This is a genomic window from Agrobacterium sp. SORGH_AS 787 (assembly GCF_030819035.1).
GTDB classification, from domain to species: domain Bacteria; phylum Pseudomonadota; class Alphaproteobacteria; order Rhizobiales; family Rhizobiaceae; genus Agrobacterium; species Agrobacterium larrymoorei_B.
This window is the reverse complement of record NZ_JAUTBG010000002.1, coordinates 1,593,863-1,613,210: the sequence shown is the minus strand read 5'-3', so window position 1 is coordinate 1,613,210 and position 19,348 is coordinate 1,593,863. Positions and strand designations below refer to the sequence as shown.

Annotated in this window: 19 protein-coding genes; 10 read left to right on the top strand and 9 right to left on the bottom strand. The window is 57.4% G+C overall.

Annotated features, from left to right (window positions below; all coding sequences use genetic code 11):
- Positions 1-94: 94 nt before the first annotated feature.
- The 5 genes from corA to QE435_RS16960 form a co-directional block, all read right to left on the bottom strand.
- The gene (corA, locus tag QE435_RS16980) at positions 95-1,072 is read right to left on the bottom strand and encodes a magnesium/cobalt transporter CorA (protein ID WP_306931292.1); all 978 of its coding nucleotides are present in this window, start codon (positions 1,070-1,072) and stop codon (positions 95-97) included.
- 327 nt (positions 1,073-1,399) lie between these two features.
- On the bottom strand, positions 1,400-2,530 hold the full coding sequence (apbC, locus tag QE435_RS16975) for an iron-sulfur cluster carrier protein ApbC (RefSeq protein WP_349042081.1): 1,131 nt from the start codon (positions 2,528-2,530) through the stop codon (positions 1,400-1,402).
- 167 nt (positions 2,531-2,697) lie between these two features.
- Positions 2,698-3,921: an ABC transporter substrate-binding protein gene (locus QE435_RS16970; protein WP_349042080.1), complete on the bottom strand. Its 1,224-nt coding sequence runs from the start codon at positions 3,919-3,921 to the stop codon at positions 2,698-2,700.
- Between the two features lie 75 nt (positions 3,922-3,996).
- Complete coding sequence (locus tag QE435_RS16965; RefSeq protein WP_306931286.1) at positions 3,997-4,737, bottom strand: LuxR C-terminal-related transcriptional regulator; 741 nt, start codon at positions 4,735-4,737, stop codon at positions 3,997-3,999.
- A gap of 164 nt (positions 4,738-4,901) precedes the next feature.
- Positions 4,902-5,663 (bottom strand): IclR family transcriptional regulator, encoded by a 762-nt coding sequence (locus tag QE435_RS16960; protein ID WP_349042079.1) that lies wholly within the window; start codon positions 5,661-5,663, stop codon positions 4,902-4,904.
- Between the two features lie 157 nt (positions 5,664-5,820).
- On the opposite strand from QE435_RS16960, the gene QE435_RS16955 reads away from it, so the two are divergent.
- Genes QE435_RS16955 through QE435_RS16940 form a run of 4 tightly spaced genes read left to right on the top strand, consistent with a single transcriptional unit; the run spans position 5,821 to position 9,045 of the window.
- Positions 5,821-6,591: an SDR family oxidoreductase gene (locus QE435_RS16955; protein WP_349042078.1), complete on the top strand. Its 771-nt coding sequence runs from the start codon at positions 5,821-5,823 to the stop codon at positions 6,589-6,591.
- Positions 6,591-7,508, top strand: coding sequence for a 2-dehydro-3-deoxygalactonokinase (locus QE435_RS16950; RefSeq protein WP_349042077.1), 918 nt, complete (start codon positions 6,591-6,593; stop codon positions 7,506-7,508). Before QE435_RS16955 ends, QE435_RS16950 begins: the two co-directional genes overlap by 1 nt.
- A gap of 35 nt (positions 7,509-7,543) precedes the next feature.
- Entirely contained in the window at positions 7,544-8,152 is a 609-nt protein-coding gene (locus QE435_RS16945; protein ID WP_349042890.1) for a 2-dehydro-3-deoxy-6-phosphogalactonate aldolase, read from the top strand.
- 5 nt (positions 8,153-8,157) lie between these two features.
- On the top strand, positions 8,158-9,045 hold the full coding sequence (locus QE435_RS16940) for an SMP-30/gluconolactonase/LRE family protein (protein ID WP_349042076.1): 888 nt from the start codon (positions 8,158-8,160) through the stop codon (positions 9,043-9,045).
- Positions 9,046-9,224: 179 nt separating this feature from the next.
- Here QE435_RS16940 and QE435_RS16935 read toward each other — a convergent pair whose 3' ends face one another.
- On the bottom strand, positions 9,225-10,577 hold the full coding sequence (locus tag QE435_RS16935) for an EAL domain-containing protein (protein WP_349042075.1): 1,353 nt from the start codon (positions 10,575-10,577) through the stop codon (positions 9,225-9,227).
- Between the two features lie 105 nt (positions 10,578-10,682).
- Complete coding sequence (locus tag QE435_RS16930; protein ID WP_349042074.1) at positions 10,683-12,344, bottom strand: response regulator; 1,662 nt, start codon at positions 12,342-12,344, stop codon at positions 10,683-10,685.
- A 338-nt stretch (positions 12,345-12,682) separates the two neighbouring features.
- Here QE435_RS16930 and mutL point away from each other — a divergent pair, with 338 nt between their 5' ends.
- From mutL to QE435_RS16900, 6 genes are all read left to right on the top strand, one after another.
- Positions 12,683-14,500 carry a DNA mismatch repair endonuclease MutL gene (mutL, locus tag QE435_RS16925; RefSeq protein WP_349042073.1) on the top strand — a complete coding sequence of 606 codons (1,818 nt, stop codon included), beginning with the start codon at positions 12,683-12,685 and terminating at the stop codon, positions 14,498-14,500.
- A 74-nt stretch (positions 14,501-14,574) separates the two neighbouring features.
- Positions 14,575-14,805, top strand: a complete 231-nt coding sequence (locus QE435_RS16920) for a lipoprotein insertase outer membrane protein LolB (protein ID WP_306931269.1) — start codon at positions 14,575-14,577, stop codon at positions 14,803-14,805.
- 51 nt (positions 14,806-14,856) lie between these two features.
- Complete coding sequence (locus tag QE435_RS16915; RefSeq protein WP_349042072.1) at positions 14,857-15,258, top strand: DUF350 domain-containing protein; 402 nt, start codon at positions 14,857-14,859, stop codon at positions 15,256-15,258.
- Positions 15,259-15,269: 11 nt separating this feature from the next.
- A complete protein-coding gene (locus QE435_RS16910; protein ID WP_349042071.1) occupies positions 15,270-15,902 on the top strand; it encodes a DUF1190 domain-containing protein in 633 nt (210 codons plus the stop codon).
- Complete coding sequence (locus QE435_RS16905) at positions 15,903-17,060, top strand: glutathionylspermidine synthase family protein (protein ID WP_349042070.1); 1,158 nt, start codon at positions 15,903-15,905, stop codon at positions 17,058-17,060.
- Positions 17,061-17,221: 161 nt separating this feature from the next.
- Positions 17,222-17,719, top strand: coding sequence for a ferritin-like domain-containing protein (locus tag QE435_RS16900; protein WP_349042069.1), 498 nt, complete (start codon positions 17,222-17,224; stop codon positions 17,717-17,719).
- Positions 17,720-17,828: 109 nt separating this feature from the next.
- Here the strand turns inward: QE435_RS16900 and QE435_RS16895 are convergent, their stop codons facing one another.
- Together QE435_RS16895 and lpxK are read right to left on the bottom strand one after the other, a co-directional pair.
- On the bottom strand, positions 17,829-18,143 hold the full coding sequence (locus QE435_RS16895; protein ID WP_349042068.1) for a hypothetical protein: 315 nt from the start codon (positions 18,141-18,143) through the stop codon (positions 17,829-17,831).
- Positions 18,144-18,256: 113 nt separating this feature from the next.
- Entirely contained in the window at positions 18,257-19,288 is a 1,032-nt protein-coding gene (gene lpxK / locus QE435_RS16890) for a tetraacyldisaccharide 4'-kinase (RefSeq protein WP_349042067.1), read from the bottom strand.
- Positions 19,289-19,348 lie beyond the last annotated feature (60 nt).

Here is a 19,348-nt window from a genome sequence, read left to right as displayed (position 1 = left end):
TGGCGGCAAACAGCCCTTGCTGGTGGTTGTCCTTCACTTCAGGCTTGTCGAGCATGTCTTTTTCAAACGGATTAGGCATATGAATCCTGGCCCTCTAGAGCCAGCCCTTCCAGCGAAAAACGATAAACGGGATGATCGCCGATATCAGCATGACGAAGACTGCAAGCGGATAGCCATAGGCCCATTGCAATTCCGGCATGTGCGCAAAGTTCATTCCGTAAATGGAGGCCACCAGCGTCGGCGGCAGAAAGACGACCGATGCGATGGAGAAAATCTTGATGATCGCGTTTTGCTCGACATTGATGATGCCAAGCGATGCATCCAGCAGAAAGGTCAGATTGCCGGAAATATAGGATACGTGCTCGGACAGCGAATGGATGTCGCGCGCGATCGAGCCGCCCATTTCCTTCGCATCCTTGTCCTCCTGAACCAGCGCCGTCGCCTGCAGGAAAGACTGGACACGGGCAAGCGAGGTCAGACTGTCGCGCACTTTCGAGACAAGGCGATGGAATGAAGCGATCTCGGAAATCTTGTCTTCGAGATAACGGGGCGCCTTGCGCTTGCTGCGCGCCTCGCCACCGAAGATACCCTTCGCCACATGGTCGATACCGACGACGGTGTTCTCGATGATCTCGGCCGTGCGGTCGACGATGGTTTCGAGCAGCTTCAAAAGCAGCGCCGCACCGCTGCGGATCTCATGCGGCGTGCGGGCAATGGCAGCGATGAACAGATTGAAAGACTTCGGCTCCGCGTAGCGGATGGTCACCAGCCGGTTGCCGACAAGGATAAAAGCGACATCGGTCAGTTGCGGATCGGAAGAATCTGCCTTCCAGACGAGCGATGCCGTCATGAAGACATTATTGTCCTCCGTATAGAGACGGCTGGAAGGCTCGATGTCTTTCAGATCCTCACGCGTCGGAAGCTCTGTACCAAGCAGGGCTTCAACACGCTTTTCCTCGTCGCGGTGGGGATTAATGAGATCGATCCAGACGATGTCGTCGGATAAATGCGTAAGCTCCCCGTCAGCAGACAGGCTGATCGCCTCGCAATTCGAGCGATAGGCTTTTATCAATCAGGTTCTCCGGTCCGCGGCGCCAACTGTCATCGGCTGGTCGATCTAACACATCATGCGTAGCGTTCGCAAACGCATGAGCAAGACTGCGGTTCAAACGGCGCCGGGCTATGCTCCCAACAGGGTAAAGAATCAAGGGGTATTTTCGTCTAAGGCGTCAGGCTACCCGACCTCCGGAACAGCTAGCTTTAAGAAAAAGGCATTCAAAACAAGCTATTGTCCCCCTTCTTACTCGGTGCAAATCTTTCTGACCTGCCTCCGGTGCTCGATAGATATGCAGTCAATGCATCGATCCCAGCGGGTTTTCCGTAATATTTTCAAAGCTTTCTATTCAAATATGATCTTTGGCGCCGTGCGGGCGGTGCCTCTTCCAATCTCTGTCCACACCTTTTGTGCAATCTCCCTGTAGGATTGCGCCTGCGGGCCATCCGGTTCGGAGACGACGATCGGTGTCCCGGCATCCGACATTTCTCGGATCGACATTGTCAGAGGCACAGCACCCAGGAATGGTACACCGATACGCTCAGCCTCAGCCTGCGCACCGCCATGGCCAAAAATGTCATAGCGCTTGCCGGTATCCGGCGCGATGAAATAGCTCATATTCTCAATGACGCCGAGAAGCGGCACCTCAACCTTGCGAAACATGGTGATGCCCTTGCGCGCATCGATGAGTGCCAGATCCTGCGGCGTGGAGACGATCACCGCGCCTGCCAGCGGGACTTGCTGGGCAATTGTCAACTGCACGTCGCCTGTTCCGGGCGGCATATCGAGAACCAGAACGTCCAGCTCTCCCCAGACGACTTCGCGCAGCATCTGCATCAGTGCCGATTGCACCATGGGACCGCGCCAGATCATGGCCGCTTCATCATCCACCAGGAAACCCATGGACATGACTTTTAGGCCGTAATTTTCCATCGGCATGATGGTGCGGCCCTCGCCCTGCTTCGGGCGACCCGATATGCCGAGCAGCCGAGGAACAGACGGGCCGTAAATATCGGCGTCGAGAACGCCAACGCGTAAACCCAGCGCCTGCAAACCCAAAGCGAGGTTGACGGCGGTTGTGGATTTGCCCACACCGCCTTTGCCGGAGGCGACCGCGATGATCGATCCGATTCCCGGAACGCCAGCCTTCGCCTGCTGCTGCAGCGCAGTCCTCGGTGCTGTCGGTGGTGCCTTCGGCGTCGTGGTATTGGAGGCGCTGCCCGGCCTGCTATTGGCGGTCAAAGCCACCACAGCTGCCTTGACACCCGGAACGGCAAGTGTCGCCTTCTCGGCCGCAAGCCGCAGAGGCTCCAGCTCCTTGGCGCGATCCGCGGGCACAGTGAGGGAGAAATAGACCTTTGAATCGCTCAGAAAGATTTCCGAGACCATACCGAGTGCGACGATGCTCTTGTCGCTGCCTGGATAGATCACCTGATCGAGAGCCTGCTCGATCTGTCTTTTATCTGCCTGTGCCATGCCCAACCCCCATCCGCTTCAGCAAGGGTTAGATAAGGGAGCCCACGCCATTCGCCAATATCAGAGTATCGGGTTTAACAGAGAAACGTCCCGGCGCGCAAATCGGCATGCGTTATAAGGGGACCGGGCCCGGTTTGCTCCGAATTGGATCTCACGAGAGAGCATCATCAGCTTTCGTGACTTGTGGCAAAGCTCTCTGGATCAAAGACTTGCCCATCGAAGAAGGTATCCGGCCCAAGGAGAAGCGGTGCTCGATCGGCGCCCACATACACCCTCGTATGAAGCGTTCCTTCCAGCTTCATGTTCGCCGCCGGCACAGGCGCGAAGATCGGCTTTACGGCCTTGCGGAATATGTCCGGTCGGAAGACTTCGGCAGCGCCTTCTCGAACGCTCTCAGCGGCGGCGATATGAGGCGGGCATTCGTTCCAGCGGAGCATCTGGTTGAAGAACCAAAGAGCCTGGCTTTGCCAGGGGAAGTTCACCGCGTTCGCACTTACGCAGAAGAAGTCATGGCATTCCAACAACCGGGCGGGTGAATGTGGGATGAAACCGGATAGCGAGGCAAGAATGTGCTCGACGTCACAGGAAAGATAGGCAGGCGCGGCCAGAAGATCAGCCAGTTCCTCTCTGTTAGCGACAGACGCACACCATTCGCCCGCGCGGTAGAAGGCGCGCAGGATCGCGTGCAGCGTCTGTTCGTTTGTCGCCGCCCATTGCTTCGAAACGGCAAGACCCTTTTCGGGCCCGTTTTGCCAGATGTGGGATTTGGTCGTGACGATCCGGCCTTCTTCTTCCATCGCGACCAAGCTTCCATAGGGCTCACCCGCATAGAAGCCGTCGATGCTACCCTTTTGTAGCAGGCCGGGCATCTCAGCGGGCGCCGCTTCCAGGAGTGTCACGTCGTGCTTGCCAATCAGGCGCGTGCTGGCGATGAGATAAAGAAGCTCATAGGTCGATGTCGCAGAGGGGTGCTCCGTGGCGAATATGAGGGGCGGCAGATCAGCCTTTTGACGCGCCAGAGCGACGCGCGAAAGCGCTCGGGCTACCGATCCGGGATCCGGGATTTTCATACCCTGCTCGACCAGATCATCATATAGCAGAGAGCTGACCACCAGCGTGGAGCCACCGGTCGCGAGAATGAAGGGAATGATGAGATCCGCTTCGACTTCAGCCGATGGCAATGAGAGGGCCACCGGTAACGACACGGACAGATGCGCGCCATCAAGTTCAGCAGACGACCATGCGTCGAGAATGTCACGCGGGCCGTTCATTCTGATCAGTTCAAGGGCGACGCCTTCGTCGGCGGCAAAACCCTTTTCAAATGCTGCGACGAGAATGGCGCAGTCTACGGTAGGAGAAAACGCTGCCCTGAAGCGCCGTGTTCCTGCCAAATCAGTCTCCTCTTTGCCGAGAGTAGGAGGATCACTCACACTATCCCGGATAACAACAGGAAAAAGAAAAAATCCCTATTTTATCAGGCCCACGCGCAAAGCCTTTGCGACAGCCTGCGTCCGATTGACCGTATCGAGCTTTTTTGTCGCGCGATTGAGGTAATGATTGACCGTATGCTCGGAAAGCGTGAGGATATCGGCGATCTCGGCACTTGTTTTTCCCGCCGCCGTCCAGTTTAGGCAGTCGATCTCGCGGTCGGTCAACGTCTCACTGATTCGTGAGTCGAGGCTGCGAACATGGGCAAGATGTCCGTAGACATGTGCGGATAGGTAGAAGATTTCCGCGACCTCGGAGGGAGAAAAGGACGACCTGCTCCCCGAGAGAGACACCGCGCCGCGCGTGCCCGTCATATCCTGCACCGGGCACCATACAGAATTCATCATCTCGAAGCGGGCAAACAGGCTCTTGGACTTGTCCGCCACGACTGGCCGCAAGCCGTGGCTGATGAAGTCCTGGTTGACGACGAATGGCGCGCTCGCCTTCTTCAGCGCGCTATAGACGTTGCTATCAATCAAGAGTCCGTCATTATCATATTGCTGAAGCAGATCAGCTGGCCAACTGGTGATGACAGTGCATTGCGACAGCGTCAGTGACATCTGAAGCGGCAGATTCATCACCATGAACGCTTTCATACCCCAGCTTTCCGTCACGCGCTTCATGAAACGGAAGATGTCGTACTGACTTTCCAGACAGGCCAACTCGGAGACGCTGTCTGCCCCCATAGGAGAAAATTTTTCTGGTTCAGCGACAGACATTCCCAATGATCTTTACAATGGACTAAATTAAGAAAAACGTAAAAAGAGAAACATGAGTAATATAGTTAGCCAAATACAGATTTAACGCAAACGAAAGTTGGTAAGCGAGCGTACATAACCTGGGTAGAGTTGTAACTCTTTTTAGAGATGCGCAAATTTCCACCTCAGGGAGAGGGCGCAAGACGCAGCGCAGCATCGTTAGAAATTCGTCTTGCAATGTCTGTCACGAACGGGGCCCAGCCTTCCAGTCGCTCGCGTGTCAATCGGTAAGCTGGCCCGGTCACAGAGATCGCGGCATAGAGCCCCGGCCTGTTCGCTTCGATCGGTACGGCAATGCATTGAATGCCCTGTTCGTGCTCTTCAAGATCAAAGCCATAACCACGCTCGCGTATCGTCTGGATATTTTCCAGCAGGGCCACCTCGCTGGTCATGGTGTTTGGTGTGAACGACGTCAGCGACAGAGCCTTGATGGTTTTGAGCAACTCGTCCTGCGCAAAGAGTGACAGGGCCGCCTTGCCGACACCGGTGCAGTAGAGCGGCGAGGTGCGGCCGATTTGCGAGTACATCCTGACGGCATGCTTACCGTCGATCTTGTCGAGATAGATGATCTCAGACCCGCGGACGACGCCAAGATGTACGGATTCACCGGTCTTTTCATGCAGATCACGCAAGTGAGGCGCAGCAACCGTGCGCAGATCGCTTCCACTCCAAGCTTTGGCTGCGAATTTCAGCAGCCTAATTCCAGCGCTATAGGATTGATCGCTGTTTTGCTCAAGAAGCCCCTCCTCCACCAAATGAGACAATTGCCTGTGCAATGTGCCCCGCGGCTGCCCGGATTGTTTCAGAAGATCCGTAAAACGCGGCGGTTCTTGCGCCATCACCACCATCTCAAGCAGAGAGATGGCTTTGCCGAGCGTACCGGTCAAGTTGTCTTTGCTTCCAGTATCAGGAGGGTTAGGCACGCAATTCTCTCCGAAGGCCGCGCGACTGCGCTTGACATCGCGAGCAACACAAGGCGATTATTCCATTTAGTAAAACTTAGTTCCAAATAATGGAACTTTCAACCATTAAGTTGATGTCGTCATGAACAGCCATCTCAGCCCGTCGTCGGAATTTTTAAACAGAGGTGTTCTGATCACCGGAGGTGGATCCGGCATCGGTGCTTCTCTGGTGGAAGCGTTCGTCCGGATGGGTGCCAAAGTCGCCTTCATCGATATCGATACGCGCGCGAGCGAAGCGCTTGTCAGCAGGCTTTCAACGGGAGACAGCATTGCTCCGCTCTTCCTACAGGCAGACTTGAGAAACCAGTCGGAGCTTGCCGTAGCCGTGAAGGCTGCTGGAGATGCGCTGGGCGGAATCAGGGTTCTCATCAACAACGCTGCCTGGGACGACAGGCATGATATCGATACCGTCACCAGCGAATATTGGGATGCCAACCAGGCTGTCAACCTGAAGCAGGTGTTCTTCGTCACCCAAGCCGCACTTCCTTATCTGAGACAAGAAGAGGGTGCGTCCATCATCAACTTCTCCTCGATTTCCTACCTGCTCAATATGGGCGATTTGCCCGCCTATACGGCGGCCAAGGCAGGCATCATCGGACTGACGAAGAGCCTTGCAGGCCGACTTGGACCTGAGACCATCCGCGTCAACGCGATCCTGCCCGGCATGATCGTGACCGAGCGGCAGAAGGACCTCTGGCTCACGGACGAGTCTATCAGACATACCATCAACCGACAGTGCCTCAAGAGGACCTTGACCGGCGAGGACCTCGTCGGACCCTGCGTCTTTCTGGCTTCGGATGCCTCCGCCGCCATGACCGCACAAACAATGATTATCGATGGAGGTCTTCTATAATGTCAGATGCTGCATTCGTTGCCGTAGACTGGGGCACGACCAGCTTCCGCCTGTGGCTTATGAACCGCTCAGGCGAGGTTCTAGCCGAGCGGCGCAGCTCCGAAGGCATGACGACTGCCATGCGCACAGGCTTTGCCGAGGTTCTGGCATCGCATCTCGCAGCAATCTCCGCACCGGAAGGTCTGCCGGTGATTGTCTGCGGCATGGCAGGCGCTCGGCAGGGCTGGGTCGAAGCTGGATATGTGGATGTCCCCGCCAATCTGTCCGAAGTCATGGATCGCGCAACCCGCGTGCCGGAGCAGACGAGCGATATCCGCATTCTTCCTGGCCTCGCACAAAGAGCAGAGAACATGCCGGATGTGATGCGAGGCGAGGAAACGCAGCTTCTTGGCGCCTTATCGACCGATCATCGGAGCGGGTCGCAACTCGTCTGCATGCCGGGCACCCACTCCAAATGGGTTCGCGTCAAGGATCTCAACGTCACGCAATTCTCGACCTTCATGACCGGCGAGATTTTCGATGTCATTTCGAAGCACACCATTCTTTCCCACGCGCTAGCGGATGCCGAAGCCTTTAGCGGCGACCTTCCGGCGTTTAGCGATGCGGTGATCGACATTTACAACAATCCGCAAATGGCGACGAACCGCTTCTTTACCTTGCGGTCCGGGCAGTTGCTGCATGGGCTCTCGCCAACAGATGCCAAAGCCAGACTTTCCGGAACCCTGATCGGCATGGAGATTGCCGGCGCGCATGCCAGTGCGCCGCGCGATTCCTCTGTCATCCTGATCGCCTCGGGCGGCCTTGGTGAGCTTTACAAGGCGGCCTTCAACGCTCTTTCCATCAGCTTTACCACAATTGACGCCGATGATGCGGTTCGCCGGGGGCTTATTGCCGCTGCGACATCCATCTGGCACTGAGGAGTTTCAAGCCCGTGTACGTTCCCTTCCCCGACATGAAGTATCCGCTCGTTGCCATCTTGCGTGGCATTCGCCCTGAAGAGACTGAGGGCGTTGTTGTTGCCCTGCTGGAAAGCGGCCTTCGCGCCATCGAGATTCCCTTGAACTCGCCAGATGCGTTCCGCTCCATCGAAATCGCAGCCAAGCTTGCGCCCGCCGATGCCTTGATCGGTGCGGGTACCGTTCTGACCGTCGATGACGTCGCACGGCTCGATAGCGCCGGTGGCAAACTGATGGTTAGCCCGAATGTCGATACCGACGTGATTACGGCGGCACGCGACAAAGGCATGGTGACGATGCCGGGTGTTCTGACACCGACCGAAGCCTTGCTCGCCCTGAAAGCGGGGGCGACGGGCCTCAAATTCTTCCCCGCAAGCGTACTCGGCCCCTCGGGCATCAATGCCATTCGTGCCATTTTGCCGAAGGATACGCTGGTCGCTGCAGTCGGCGGCGTGTCGGACAAAAACTTCTCCGACTACACGAGTGTCGGCATCAAGGCATTTGGCCTTGGAACAAGTCTCTACAAGCCTGGTATGAATGCAAGTGAGGCCCGTGAACGGGCAGAGATCACCATCAAGGCTTATGACGTGGCCGTGGGAGGATAAGATATATGGCGACCAATCACCCGTTTCAGGGCAAGGTTCTCGACAGCACGCAACTGATGCTGGGTGAAGGCCCAAGCTTCGACCCGATTTCCAAACGGATCGGATGGCTGAACATTATCGGCAAAGAGTTGCATGAACTCGACCCGGCATCGGGCGAGAAGACCGTGGCGTCTTTGCCCTTCATGGCGAGTGTAGTCGCCGCCATCGATGCGGAGCGTCAATTGCTGGGAACGGAAGAGGGCCTCTTCATCCGGAACCGATTCACGGGTGAACTCTCGCTGCATGTCGATTTCGAGCCAAACAAGCCCGGCAATCGCTCGAATGACGGCAGAGTGCATCAAAGCGGCGCACTCTGGATCGGCACCATGGGCAAAAGGGCCGAAGAGGGCGCAGGCGCGATCTATCACGTCGCCAAGGGCGTCGTGACAACGCTTTTCGATTCACTCAGCATTCCCAATGCCATCTGTTTTTCACCGGATGGCGCAATGGCTTACTTCGTTGACACCAATGTGAACCGGTTGATGAAGGTGACGCTCGATCCCGCAACCGGACTGCCGACCGGCGCTCCGAGCATTTTCCTCGATCGATCCGAGGACGAAGGCGGTATCGATGGTGCAGTCTGCGATGCCGAGGGCAACATCTGGAACGCACGATGGGGCGAAGGTGCGGTGGATCGCTATGATCCAACCGGCCGGCACACCGACCACTATGAACTTCCGGCATCTCGCACGACCTGCCCAGCCTTCTTCGCCACCGGTGCAGACCGTTTGCTGGTGACGTCCGCATGCGAAGGACTGGAAGAGGACGAGATCAAGGCGAACCCCATGCATGGCGCCACCTTCGATCTTGGCATTACGGTCAAGGGCAGGCTAGACGGGATCTACAAGCTGTAGGTTTGGGAAACGGGAGGGCGCTAAGATCCAAAATGCGCCCTTCTGACCATGCGTGCAAACCTTCAGGATTAGCTCCGCACAATCCTGCCACAACGGATGTCTAGAGTTTCCTTGTTAAATGGAAGCGCTCTAACGAGGACGACGGTCGGCGAAGGCCCCTCGCCGCTTCCACCGTCAAATCAATTCAAATCTGTGCTGGGAACACGATAGCTGTCGTGCAGATAGCGGCGTGTGGATGCGGCATCTGCCGGGCGACCGTAGAAGTAGCCCTGCCCCATGGCGCAGCCAAGCCCGCGCAACTTGTCGGCCTCGCTACCATCTTCAATCCCTTCGGCCACGACCTCCAGGTCAAGGCCATCGCACATGGCGACGATCGCCTTGATGATATGTTCCGATGGCCGGTCGGTACTAATGCGGGAAACGAAGGCGCGGTCGATCTTGACCTTGTTGAAGGTGAAGTCGCGGAGGCGGCCGAGACTGGACTGTCCGGTTCCAAAGTCATCGAGCGAGATGCGTACGCCGGCCTGCTGAAGCTCCGTGATGATGCGCTGCGCGGTATCTGCCGAGCTCATCACCGCCGTCTCGGTAATTTCCAGTTCCAAACGCCGCGGATCGAGGCCAACGCGACTGAGAATGGAGAGAATATTGGCCGCGGTCGATGGATCCATCAATTGGGCGGACGACAGATTGAAGGAGAGAAAGAGTTCACGCGGCCATGACAGTGCAGTCTCGGCTGCCTTTCGCAGCAGAGCCTCAGACAGCGCATCGATGAAGCCGCGCTCTTCCGCCAGCGGAACGAATACATCCGGTGGCACGAAACCGAGATCCGCATCATGCCAGCGTGCCAAGGCCTCGAAGCCAACGACCGAGCTGTCAGCCAATCTAACGATCGGCTGAAAATGCACATCGATGGTGTCATTGATGATCGCGTTTCGAAGCGCCTGTTCCAGTTGCGTGGCGCGCTTCATCTCCTGGGCAATTTCGCGGGAATAGACGGTGATCTGACCGCGTCCGCGGCGCTTCGACCGATAAAGTGCAGTCTCGGCACTTTTCATCAAGTCTTCGAATTCCTCGCCTGCGAATGGGTAGATGGCAAAACCGAACGAGGAGGACAGGCGTACATTGCGATCGCCAAGATCATAGGGTGCCGACAGGACATCCTTGATCATCTGGCCGAGCCGTTCGGCACCGCTGCGCTCGAAAATCAGCGGCAGGATGAAGGCGAACTCATCGCCATCATGGCGCGTGACGATCGATCCATCCATCATGCAAGCTTTCAGCCGGTGCGCCACCTGGCAGAGGATTTCGTCTCCGGCATGCGCACCGAACAGGTCGTTGATCGGTTTGAAGCCATCAATATTGACGATACCCACCGCAAAAGGCGCAGGGTCCTCCGCGCGTTCGGCCGCCAGCAATTTTATCTTGTCGCGCAAGCGGTACTTGTTACCGAGCCCCGTCAAAGGATCGCTATACGCCATAGCCTGCAATTCTTGCTCACTGATAAGCGGAAGGTTCGGCCCGGACGAGTTCATTCACATATCCTGTGGGACTGCGGTGGTCGGTAGTATTCGTGGCCCGCAATTAACAAAGAATATCGGCACGAATACGAAATCCCACCACCACGAACATGTGTGCGGTCATCCATGAAGGCTATGGGAGTAACGCGGCAAAAAACGCTTCAGCAGCGTATCAATTATATCCGGGCTAATGGGTTTGAGCAACATTTCATCCATACCAGCATCGAGGCAGGCGCGCTGATCCCCCTCGAAAGCGAGCGGGACAACGCCGATCAGGGGCGTTCTTTCGCCCGTCAAGGATTCCCGTTCCCGGATTTGTCGAGCAACTTCGAAGCCATCAATATCGGGTAGAGTTGTGTCCAGTAGGACAACCGAGGGCTTTTCCGACTGGAAGAGTGCCAGCGCTTCATTGCCCGATTGCGCCAGCCTGTATTCGATCTGAAGACCTTCGAGTATTTGCGAAAAGACGATCTGGTTGATCTTGTTGTCCTCAACGACGAGAACATCGAGCTTCGGACGGTTTAGCGATTCGTCATCGCTGTTGATAACAACCCAATCGTCGTCCTTGCCCCTGCCCTGCTGGATGGTTTCAAGCGAGCGGAAATGACGTGTCAGCATATTGACCAGCGAACTACCGATCTCGAATTCATCCACCGTCATCACGCCGACGCCGAATGTCGTCGGCACGTCGAGGCACTCGAGCGGCAGTTGCACATCGACGACAACGAGGTCGATATTCACGCCCATGGATGCGGAAAAGCTCAAGAATGCTTCCTGCTCCTGGAGCCCGACGGCAACCGCGCAATCCACACCGATCGTCGTCAATCGCTTGCAAGCCGCATTGCCGGCCTCGGCATCCTGCATCACGAGAAGGACACGACGGCCCTTCATCACCAATGATGCCTGGTGATTCTCATCGTCCATGTAAGAACTGCGCAGGAAGGACAGGTGCTCCAGCCCCGGGATGATGCGCCTGCCATCCGGCTGGGTCACCGCAAAGGCGGTGACGTCGTCCATCGTCGTCACCAGAAAATAATGGCCTGGTTTGCCAACCCTGTGTTTCCGGGTGATGACGAGGATCTCATCGCCGGTGAGCAGCGTGACCATTTCCGGCAGGATGGCCGGAACGCCGGTCTCCAGCACTCGCCTGTCCATCGCGTCGATCCGCGTCGCCAGCTCATGCGAATGAAGATCGAAAACATTGCGGCCGAGGACGAGGTCCGGTGAGGTTTCAATCATCGAGCAGCCGGCCTTGTTAACGGCTGAATAGATGCGGTTTCTATCCTTGACGAAGATGGAAAGTGGAAGGTTGTCGAGAATTTCCTCGGTGATCTGGACGCGCTCGACATCGGCGCGCCAATGATCCTCACGTCGTTTCTGCTCGGTGATGTCAGCCACTGCACAAATGCAGAAACCGGAAGGAACACGCCGCTTGGTGAAACGCAGCCATCGGTCGCCTGGACGTTGCTCTACCGTTTCCGACCGCTCCGCCCAATGGGCCGCAAGGCTCTTCGCGATCCATTCCTCGCGATCGACGCGGCTGCCACGCAAAGACGTTTCGCCAAAGCCAGCACGATCATAAATGGCGCCGAGAACATCTTTCAGCCTGGTGCCAGGTGCCACCTCTGCCTTCTCGAGCGGCAGAAGCGTGAAAATGCGGTGGCTGGCAAACACAAGGCTGTCGTCACGATCATAAAGGAGAATCGCTGCAGACATTGCATCGCTGATAGCGTCTAGCACCGCCGCTTGAATGGCCACGCCGTCTGGCGCTAAATCATTCATAACAATTCCCTACACACGTTTCGAGAACGCGCTCAATTCATCTTGAAAACCTGCAACAGCAATAGGCTTTGGCAATAATGGGAACATGCGGGCAAGACGCTCGAAAACCCTTCAGGATCAAACAGGACGGCCCCAGCGCTTCCGTCATGCCCATATCAACCACCCTAAAAAGGCAAATAGATCACTCATTCAAGCACGATCAGTGATATCGCTCCAGGATTAAAGACCTCTTAAACTTGAAAAAAGAACAATCCTGGATGGGCAGACAGGGAACGTGTTTTGGGTGGAGAGGCGCGATTTCTCTTTCGTTGGAGCCACGAATCCGCGAGAATGGCCGCATGTCCATCAAGCAGCTTTCAGAAACCCTGATCAACCAGATCGCCGCGGGTGAAGTGATCGAGCGCCCGTCGAGCGCCGCGAAAGAACTCATCGAAAACGCCATCGATGCCGGAGCGACCCGGATCGAGGTCGCGACGGCGGGAGGCGGCAAGGGTTTGGTCCGCATTACCGACAATGGCTGCGGCATGTCGGCCCCCGACCTCGAACTCGCGATCAGCAGGCATTGTACCTCGAAGATCTCCTCGACGCTCGACGATATCCGCACGCTCGGTTTTCGAGGCGAAGCCCTGCCCTCTATCGGCTCGGTTGCCAAGCTGACGATCACCAGTCGCGCGCAGGGCGCGACCGAAGGTGCGATCATATCCGTTACAGGCGGCAGGGTCTCGCCAGTGCGTCCTGCTGCCGCAAATACCGGAACGATCGTCGAGGTGCGCGACCTGTTCTTCGCCACGCCAGCGCGTTTGAAATTTCTGAAGACGGAGAAGGCCGAAGCTGCCGCCATCACCGAGATCGTCAAGCGCATGGCGATCGCCTTCCCGCATATCCGCTTCGTGCTCTCCGGCACGGATCGCTCGACGCTGGAATTGCCATCGACCGGGGACGACCATCTGGCCCGCATGGCGCAAATCCTCGGAGCCGAGTTCAAGGACAACGCCATCGAGATCGATGCCGTGCGCGAAGATGTCGAGCTTACCGGCTTTGCCGGTGTTCCCACCTTCAACCGTGGTAACTCCGCGCATCAGTACATGTTCGTCAACGGCCGCCCGGTGCAGGACAAGCTGCTGCTTTCCGCGATCAGAGGCGCCTATGCCGAGACGGTGCCGCATGGCCGATATCCGGTTGCGGTGCTGTCGCTCCGCCTCGATCCGGCGCTGGTCGATGTCAACGTGCACCCGGCGAAATCCGACGTGCGCTTTCGCGATCCCGGCCTCGTCAGAGGATTGATCGTTGGCGCGGTCCGCCAGGCGCTGTCCCGCGAGGGAGACCGCGCCGCGACCACAGGCGCCTCACAAATGATGAATGCGTTCCGCCCCGGCTACAGTCCATCGACGGTCAGACCCTTTGCTTCGCAGGCCTGGACACCCGCGACCTCCCCATCCAGGCCGCTGGAGATATCGGATGGGCTGGCTCTGCGCGAACCGGCGCAGTCGCAATTTATCGACATCACCATGCCGACGGCACGGGCGGAAGTCTTCCACACGGAAGAAAAGCCGGCCGCGACCCTCGAGCCATCGCGCTTTCCGTTGGGTGCGGCACGCGCGCAAGTGCATGCCAATTACATCGTCGCGCAGACTGAGGACGGGTTGGTGATCGTCGATCAGCATGCCGCGCATGAGCGCCTCGTCTTCGAGGAGATGCGCAAGGCGCTGCACGCCAAGCGGCCCGCGTCGCAGGTTCTTCTGATCCCGGAAATCATCGATCTTCCAGAAGAGGATTGCGACCGGCTGATGGAGCATGCGGATGGCTTCGACAAGATGGGGCTTGCCATCGAGCGTTTTGGACCGGGCGCAGTCGCGGTTCGCGAGACGCCCGCCATGCTGGGTGAGGTCAATGTTCAAGGGCTCGTCCGGCAACTGGCAGATGAGATCGCCGAATGGGATACGGCCAGCAGTCTCTCCAGTAAGTTGGAATATGTTGCTGCCACCATGGCCTGCCATGGCTCTGTTCGCTCCGGACGGCGGATGCGGCCCGAGGAGATGAATGCGCTTTTGCGGCAGATGGAAAACACGCCGGGCTCCGGCCAGTGCAACCACGGCCGCCCGACCTACATCGAACTGAAGCTTGCCGACATCGAAAAGCTCTTCGGCAGAAGCTGAGGCTACTAGAATTACAGGCTGCGTAGGAATAGAGATCGCATCCAGAGATGAGAAGACCGAGGAGACGAAAGCGCATGAACAGATTTGACGGTGGACAACGGGAAGCGAAGATCGAATATCTCGATGGCGACCTGCGTATCGTCCAGACCGGCTCCTATGTGGTTTGCGCCATGACGGGCGTTCAAATTCCAGTCGATGAATTGCGCTACTGGAGCGTCGCACGCCAGGAGCCTTACGCGGATGCTGCGGCCTCTGTGGAGGCGGAAAAGCGGGCGGGCGCCCTTCCGAACCAGAAGCGCGCGTAAAGAAAATCACACGAGCCTGAATGTTCAAATCGTCATTGTGAGAGAACCGATATGTTCGGATATGTTGCGGGGTTACCTGCATTTTTAAGCTATTTCGCATTCGGACTTCTTGCCTATGCGGTGTTTGCCGGCATCTACACGCGGTTGACACCCCACGACGAAATGCGGCTGATCCGCTCCGGCAATCTCTCTGCCACGATCGCGTTTTTAGGCGCTCTCGCGGGCTTTGGTCTGCCGATGGCATCGGCCGCTGCAAACTCCGTCAACATCATCGATTTCGTCATCTGGTCGATCATCGGCATCGTCGTCCAGATCCTGGCCTTCTACGTCGCGCGCGCCAGTCTGCCAGGCATCCACGAGAAGATCAGCAGAGGGGAAGTTTCCGCGGGCGTTTGGGGCGGCGGCATCGCGCTCATCATCGGTATCCTCAACGCTGCCTGCATGACCTACTGAGGAGACTTCGCATGAAAAGACGGATGCGAAGTCACGCAAGACCGGTTCTTGCGCTAGGGACGATCACCGTATCGGGGTTGGCGCTCGCAGGCTGCGGCGAACAGCCTCCAGATGCCTTCGTCTTCAAGTCGACGCAACAATGCGTGATGAGCGGTATCGGAGCGGATGTCTGCGATGTCGCCTTTCGCGACGCCACGACCGACTACGCAAAGAACGCGCCGCGTTTTGCCGACCAGGCGAGTTGCGAAGACAGCTTCGGTAGCGGGCTTTGTGCTCGATCTCCCCGCGATGCGCAGGATGTCGCGCCGTTCATCCCTGTCCTGACGGGTTTCTATCTGGCGCGCAATGTTCGCTCGATTGCGGAGTATAATGCCGAGCGAAAGCGGCAGGAAGAAGAAGAGGAAGCCGCAGCCAGCTCCGGCGGTGTCGGAGGCAGCGGCGGTGGCGGCGGTTCATTTCGCTCCGGCAGCGGCTCGGCCGTTTATAAGGATCGGCAGGGCACCGCCATGGTTGCGCGAAGCCAAAACGGTCAGGCTGGCAACAACTCCTATCGCTTCCTGAAAAATGTCAGCTATGGCGTCCCGGAAACGACCGCACGGAGCGGTTTTGGCCATTGGAGTTCGTCCAGCCATTATGGCAGTTAAATGAAACGCATCGCCCTTCCTGAAAGACCCCACTGGCGCGAACAGGCAAAGTCCGTCGGCTTCGGGTTTCACGAGATGTATGGGGAGCCATACTGGGTCGACAATGCGGCTTACCTCTTCAATTACGATCAGATCGAAGAGGACATCGAAGCGCCCTCGCAGGAACTGCATGAGATGTGCATGGACCTTGTGGCGGATGTCGTTACCAGCGAAGAGGCGCTTGAGAAGCTTCAAATTCCCGAAGAGATGCGAGATGCGGTGCACCAGTCGTGGCTGCGGGGCGACCGGCATCTCTATGGCCGGTTCGATCTTGCCTATATGGGCGAGGGCCCGGCAAAGCTTCTCGAATATAATGCCGACACGCCGACCTCGATCTTCGAGAGCGCCTATTTCCAATATGACTGGCTGACCGACCAGATTGCCTCAGGCGCGTTGCCGAAAGACGCCGACCAGTTCAACTCCCTTCAGGAATGCTTGGTCGAAGCCTTTCGCCAGTTTCCGACCGATAGCGTCTTTCACTTTTCAACGATGTTGGACAATGAAGAGGACCGCGGCACCACGACCTATCTGATGGACTGCGCCATCCAGGCCGGCCACCATGTGGAACTCATCGATATTCGCGATATCGGCGTGGATCGAACTGGACGCTTTACCGACCTTCAAGATCGTTTGATCGAACGCTGCTTCAAGCTCTATCCGTGGGAGGTGATGTTCAAGGAGCCTTTCGCGGTGCATCTGCCTACGGCAGGCGACGTGTTCATTGAACCTTTGTGGAAGTCCATTCTCTCCAATAAAGGCATCCTGCCGCTTTTGTGGGAGCGTCATCCAGGACATCCCAATCTTCTGCCGAGCTATTTTGCCGACGATCCGAAGGCGCGTAGTCTAACCGATTACGTCAGGAAGCCGCTTTTCTCGCGGGAGGGGGAGAGCGTCTCCTTGTTTGAAGACCAGCGACTGGTTGCTGAAAATCCCGGCATCTATGGCGCGGAAGGTTACGTGGTGCAGGCGCTGGCGCCGCTTTTCGATGTCGATAACGTTCACGCCATTCTGGGAAGCTGGATCGTTGGGGACGTGGCCTGCGGCCTGAGCATTCGCGAGGATGAAAACCGCATCACCACCAATCTCTCGCGCTTCGTGCCTCACCTTATCGTCGACTGACGACAAGAGGCCTCCGCCTCTTCTTCAACTTCTCTGCCTACAGCATCGGCGCCAAAATCGGAATCGATGAGAGCCCTTAGTGCTCTAGCTCAGGAACCATCAAGGGGAGCCGATGTTCGGTGTGCCGTGCGATCATCAGCACCAACATTTGGGAGATACACATGGCAGAGAAAAAGCTCGACGATCTTTTCTACGACACGCTGAAGGATATCTATTTTGCAGAACGCCAGATCTTGAAGGCCTTGCCCAAGATGGCGCGAGCAGCCAGCAGCGATAAGCTGAAAGCGGCATTCGAGAAGCACAAGGAAGAAACCCAGGGCCAGATCGAGCGCCTGCAGGAAGTCTTCGAAATCATCGGCAAGCGCGCTCAGGGAAAGACCTGCGAAGCAATCCAGGGCATCATCGCCGAAGGCGAAGAGATCATGGAAGACTTCAAGGGCAGCCCGGCGCTCGATGCCGGCCTCATCTCCTCGGCGCAGGCTGTCGAACATTATGAGATGGCACGCTATGGCACGCTGAAGGCATGGGCACAGCAGCTTGGTCACAGCCAGGCCGTGCAGCTGCTGGACGCAACGCTGAAGGAAGAGACCAAGACGGACGAAGACCTGTCGTCGCTCGCAACTGCGTCCTTGAACGCATCTGGTAAGAAAGCCGCCTGATATCGAATACCGTCACGAAAAAAGCCGGGGCATTCGCTCCGGCTTTTTTGTTGCGATGATTCTGCTTGCCCATCAAGCATTCCCAATGGTTTGAGAATTCGGTCGCGCCTCAAGGCGCCTGTGTGGAAGGGTTACGATCAACGCCTTCTGTGGGCGGGGTTGCACCGGATGGCGGGTTGTTATCGAAAGCTTGTCCACCCTGCGCGCCGGGATTGACCGTCTGGCCTGAGGTTGCAGGACTCGGAGGCGGAGGCGTTTCCGTGGTCGCAGGTGCAGTGCTCTCGCCCCAGATTTCTGCGGCCAGCCACACGGCCAGTGCCAGAACAAGGCTAACCACAAGGATGACCAGCACCGGCTTACCCTTGAAGCCCTGACGGGTTTCGCGCGGAGTGAACGTCTTCTTTTCCGCATTCGTATGCTGCATAATCTCTCTCCTCCTCCGGATAAGAGCCCAAATTGAGCTTCACTGGGAGGTAAAAGAGTTGCAACGGCCGATTGTTCCTTTGTCCCGCCGAGGCGCGGGACAAGGTTATCGATCTATTGCGGCGAAAGACGCCGCGTCCGGCAGTTTTCAAATGCCATATCGATCATCGCCGAAGCCGCCATCGGATCATCGAAGATCATATCGATCTCAACAACCCGACTGCTCCAGAGAAGTTCGGCCGCTTGTCCGGGGAGGCCCGCGAGGCGCACGGCATCTTTTGCCGTCGTTACCGGCAGGAGATCGAGCTTCCTCGCTTCCTCCACCATATCGGCAAGCTCGTCCTCGCTGAACTGATGATGATCGGGGAATGACCGTTCGATGACGATCTCAGCGCCGAGGGACTCGACGGTGCGATAGAATTTGCTGGGATCGGCAATACCAGCGAAAGCCAGAACACGTTGTCCGGCAAAGCCGGGCAGCGGGCGCGGCTCGGTCGAGGCGACGAAGACCGGTTTCGCCGCGCGGGCTGCCGTTCGGATAATCGCATCCGCAGCATTTCCGTCGCCCACCTTCAAAATAGCGGTGGCTTGGCGCATCTGTTCGGCCAAAGGGGCGCGCACCGGACCGCCCGGCACAAGATGCCCGTTGCCAATTCCCCGCCGCGTATCGATGACAACCAAGGCGTAGTCGAGCGTCAACCTGGCGCTTTGAAAACCGTCATCCATGATGATGAGATCGACGCCTTCTTTGACGAGGCGTTCGGCACCCTCGACGCGTTTGCGCGAAATCACCGTCGTCGCCTCGCGCGCAAGCAGGAGCGGTTCGTCACCCACCGCAGCAGAGCGATGATGATCCGGATCGACCAGCGTCGTGACGTCCAGCGTGCCGCCATAGCCGCGGCTGAGGAAGCCGGGCTTCAACCCCTTGTCGAGTGCTGCGCGTGCAATGGCGATCGCCGTCGGCGTTTTGCCCGCACCGCCCACGGTGAAGTTGCCGATGCAGATGACCGGAACGGGAAGCGAGGCTCGCCGTGCCGTTTTCATGCGGTGGCCCGCCACCCGGCCATAGAGATAGGAAAATGGGCTAAGAGCCCAGGCTTCCCAGCCAGCTTTTCTCCACCAGAAGGGCGGCGCTTCCGAAACCATTGGCCTTATGACCCCCAATTACATTTTATGGTAGCGAGAGCTAAAGCATGTCGCGCAGAA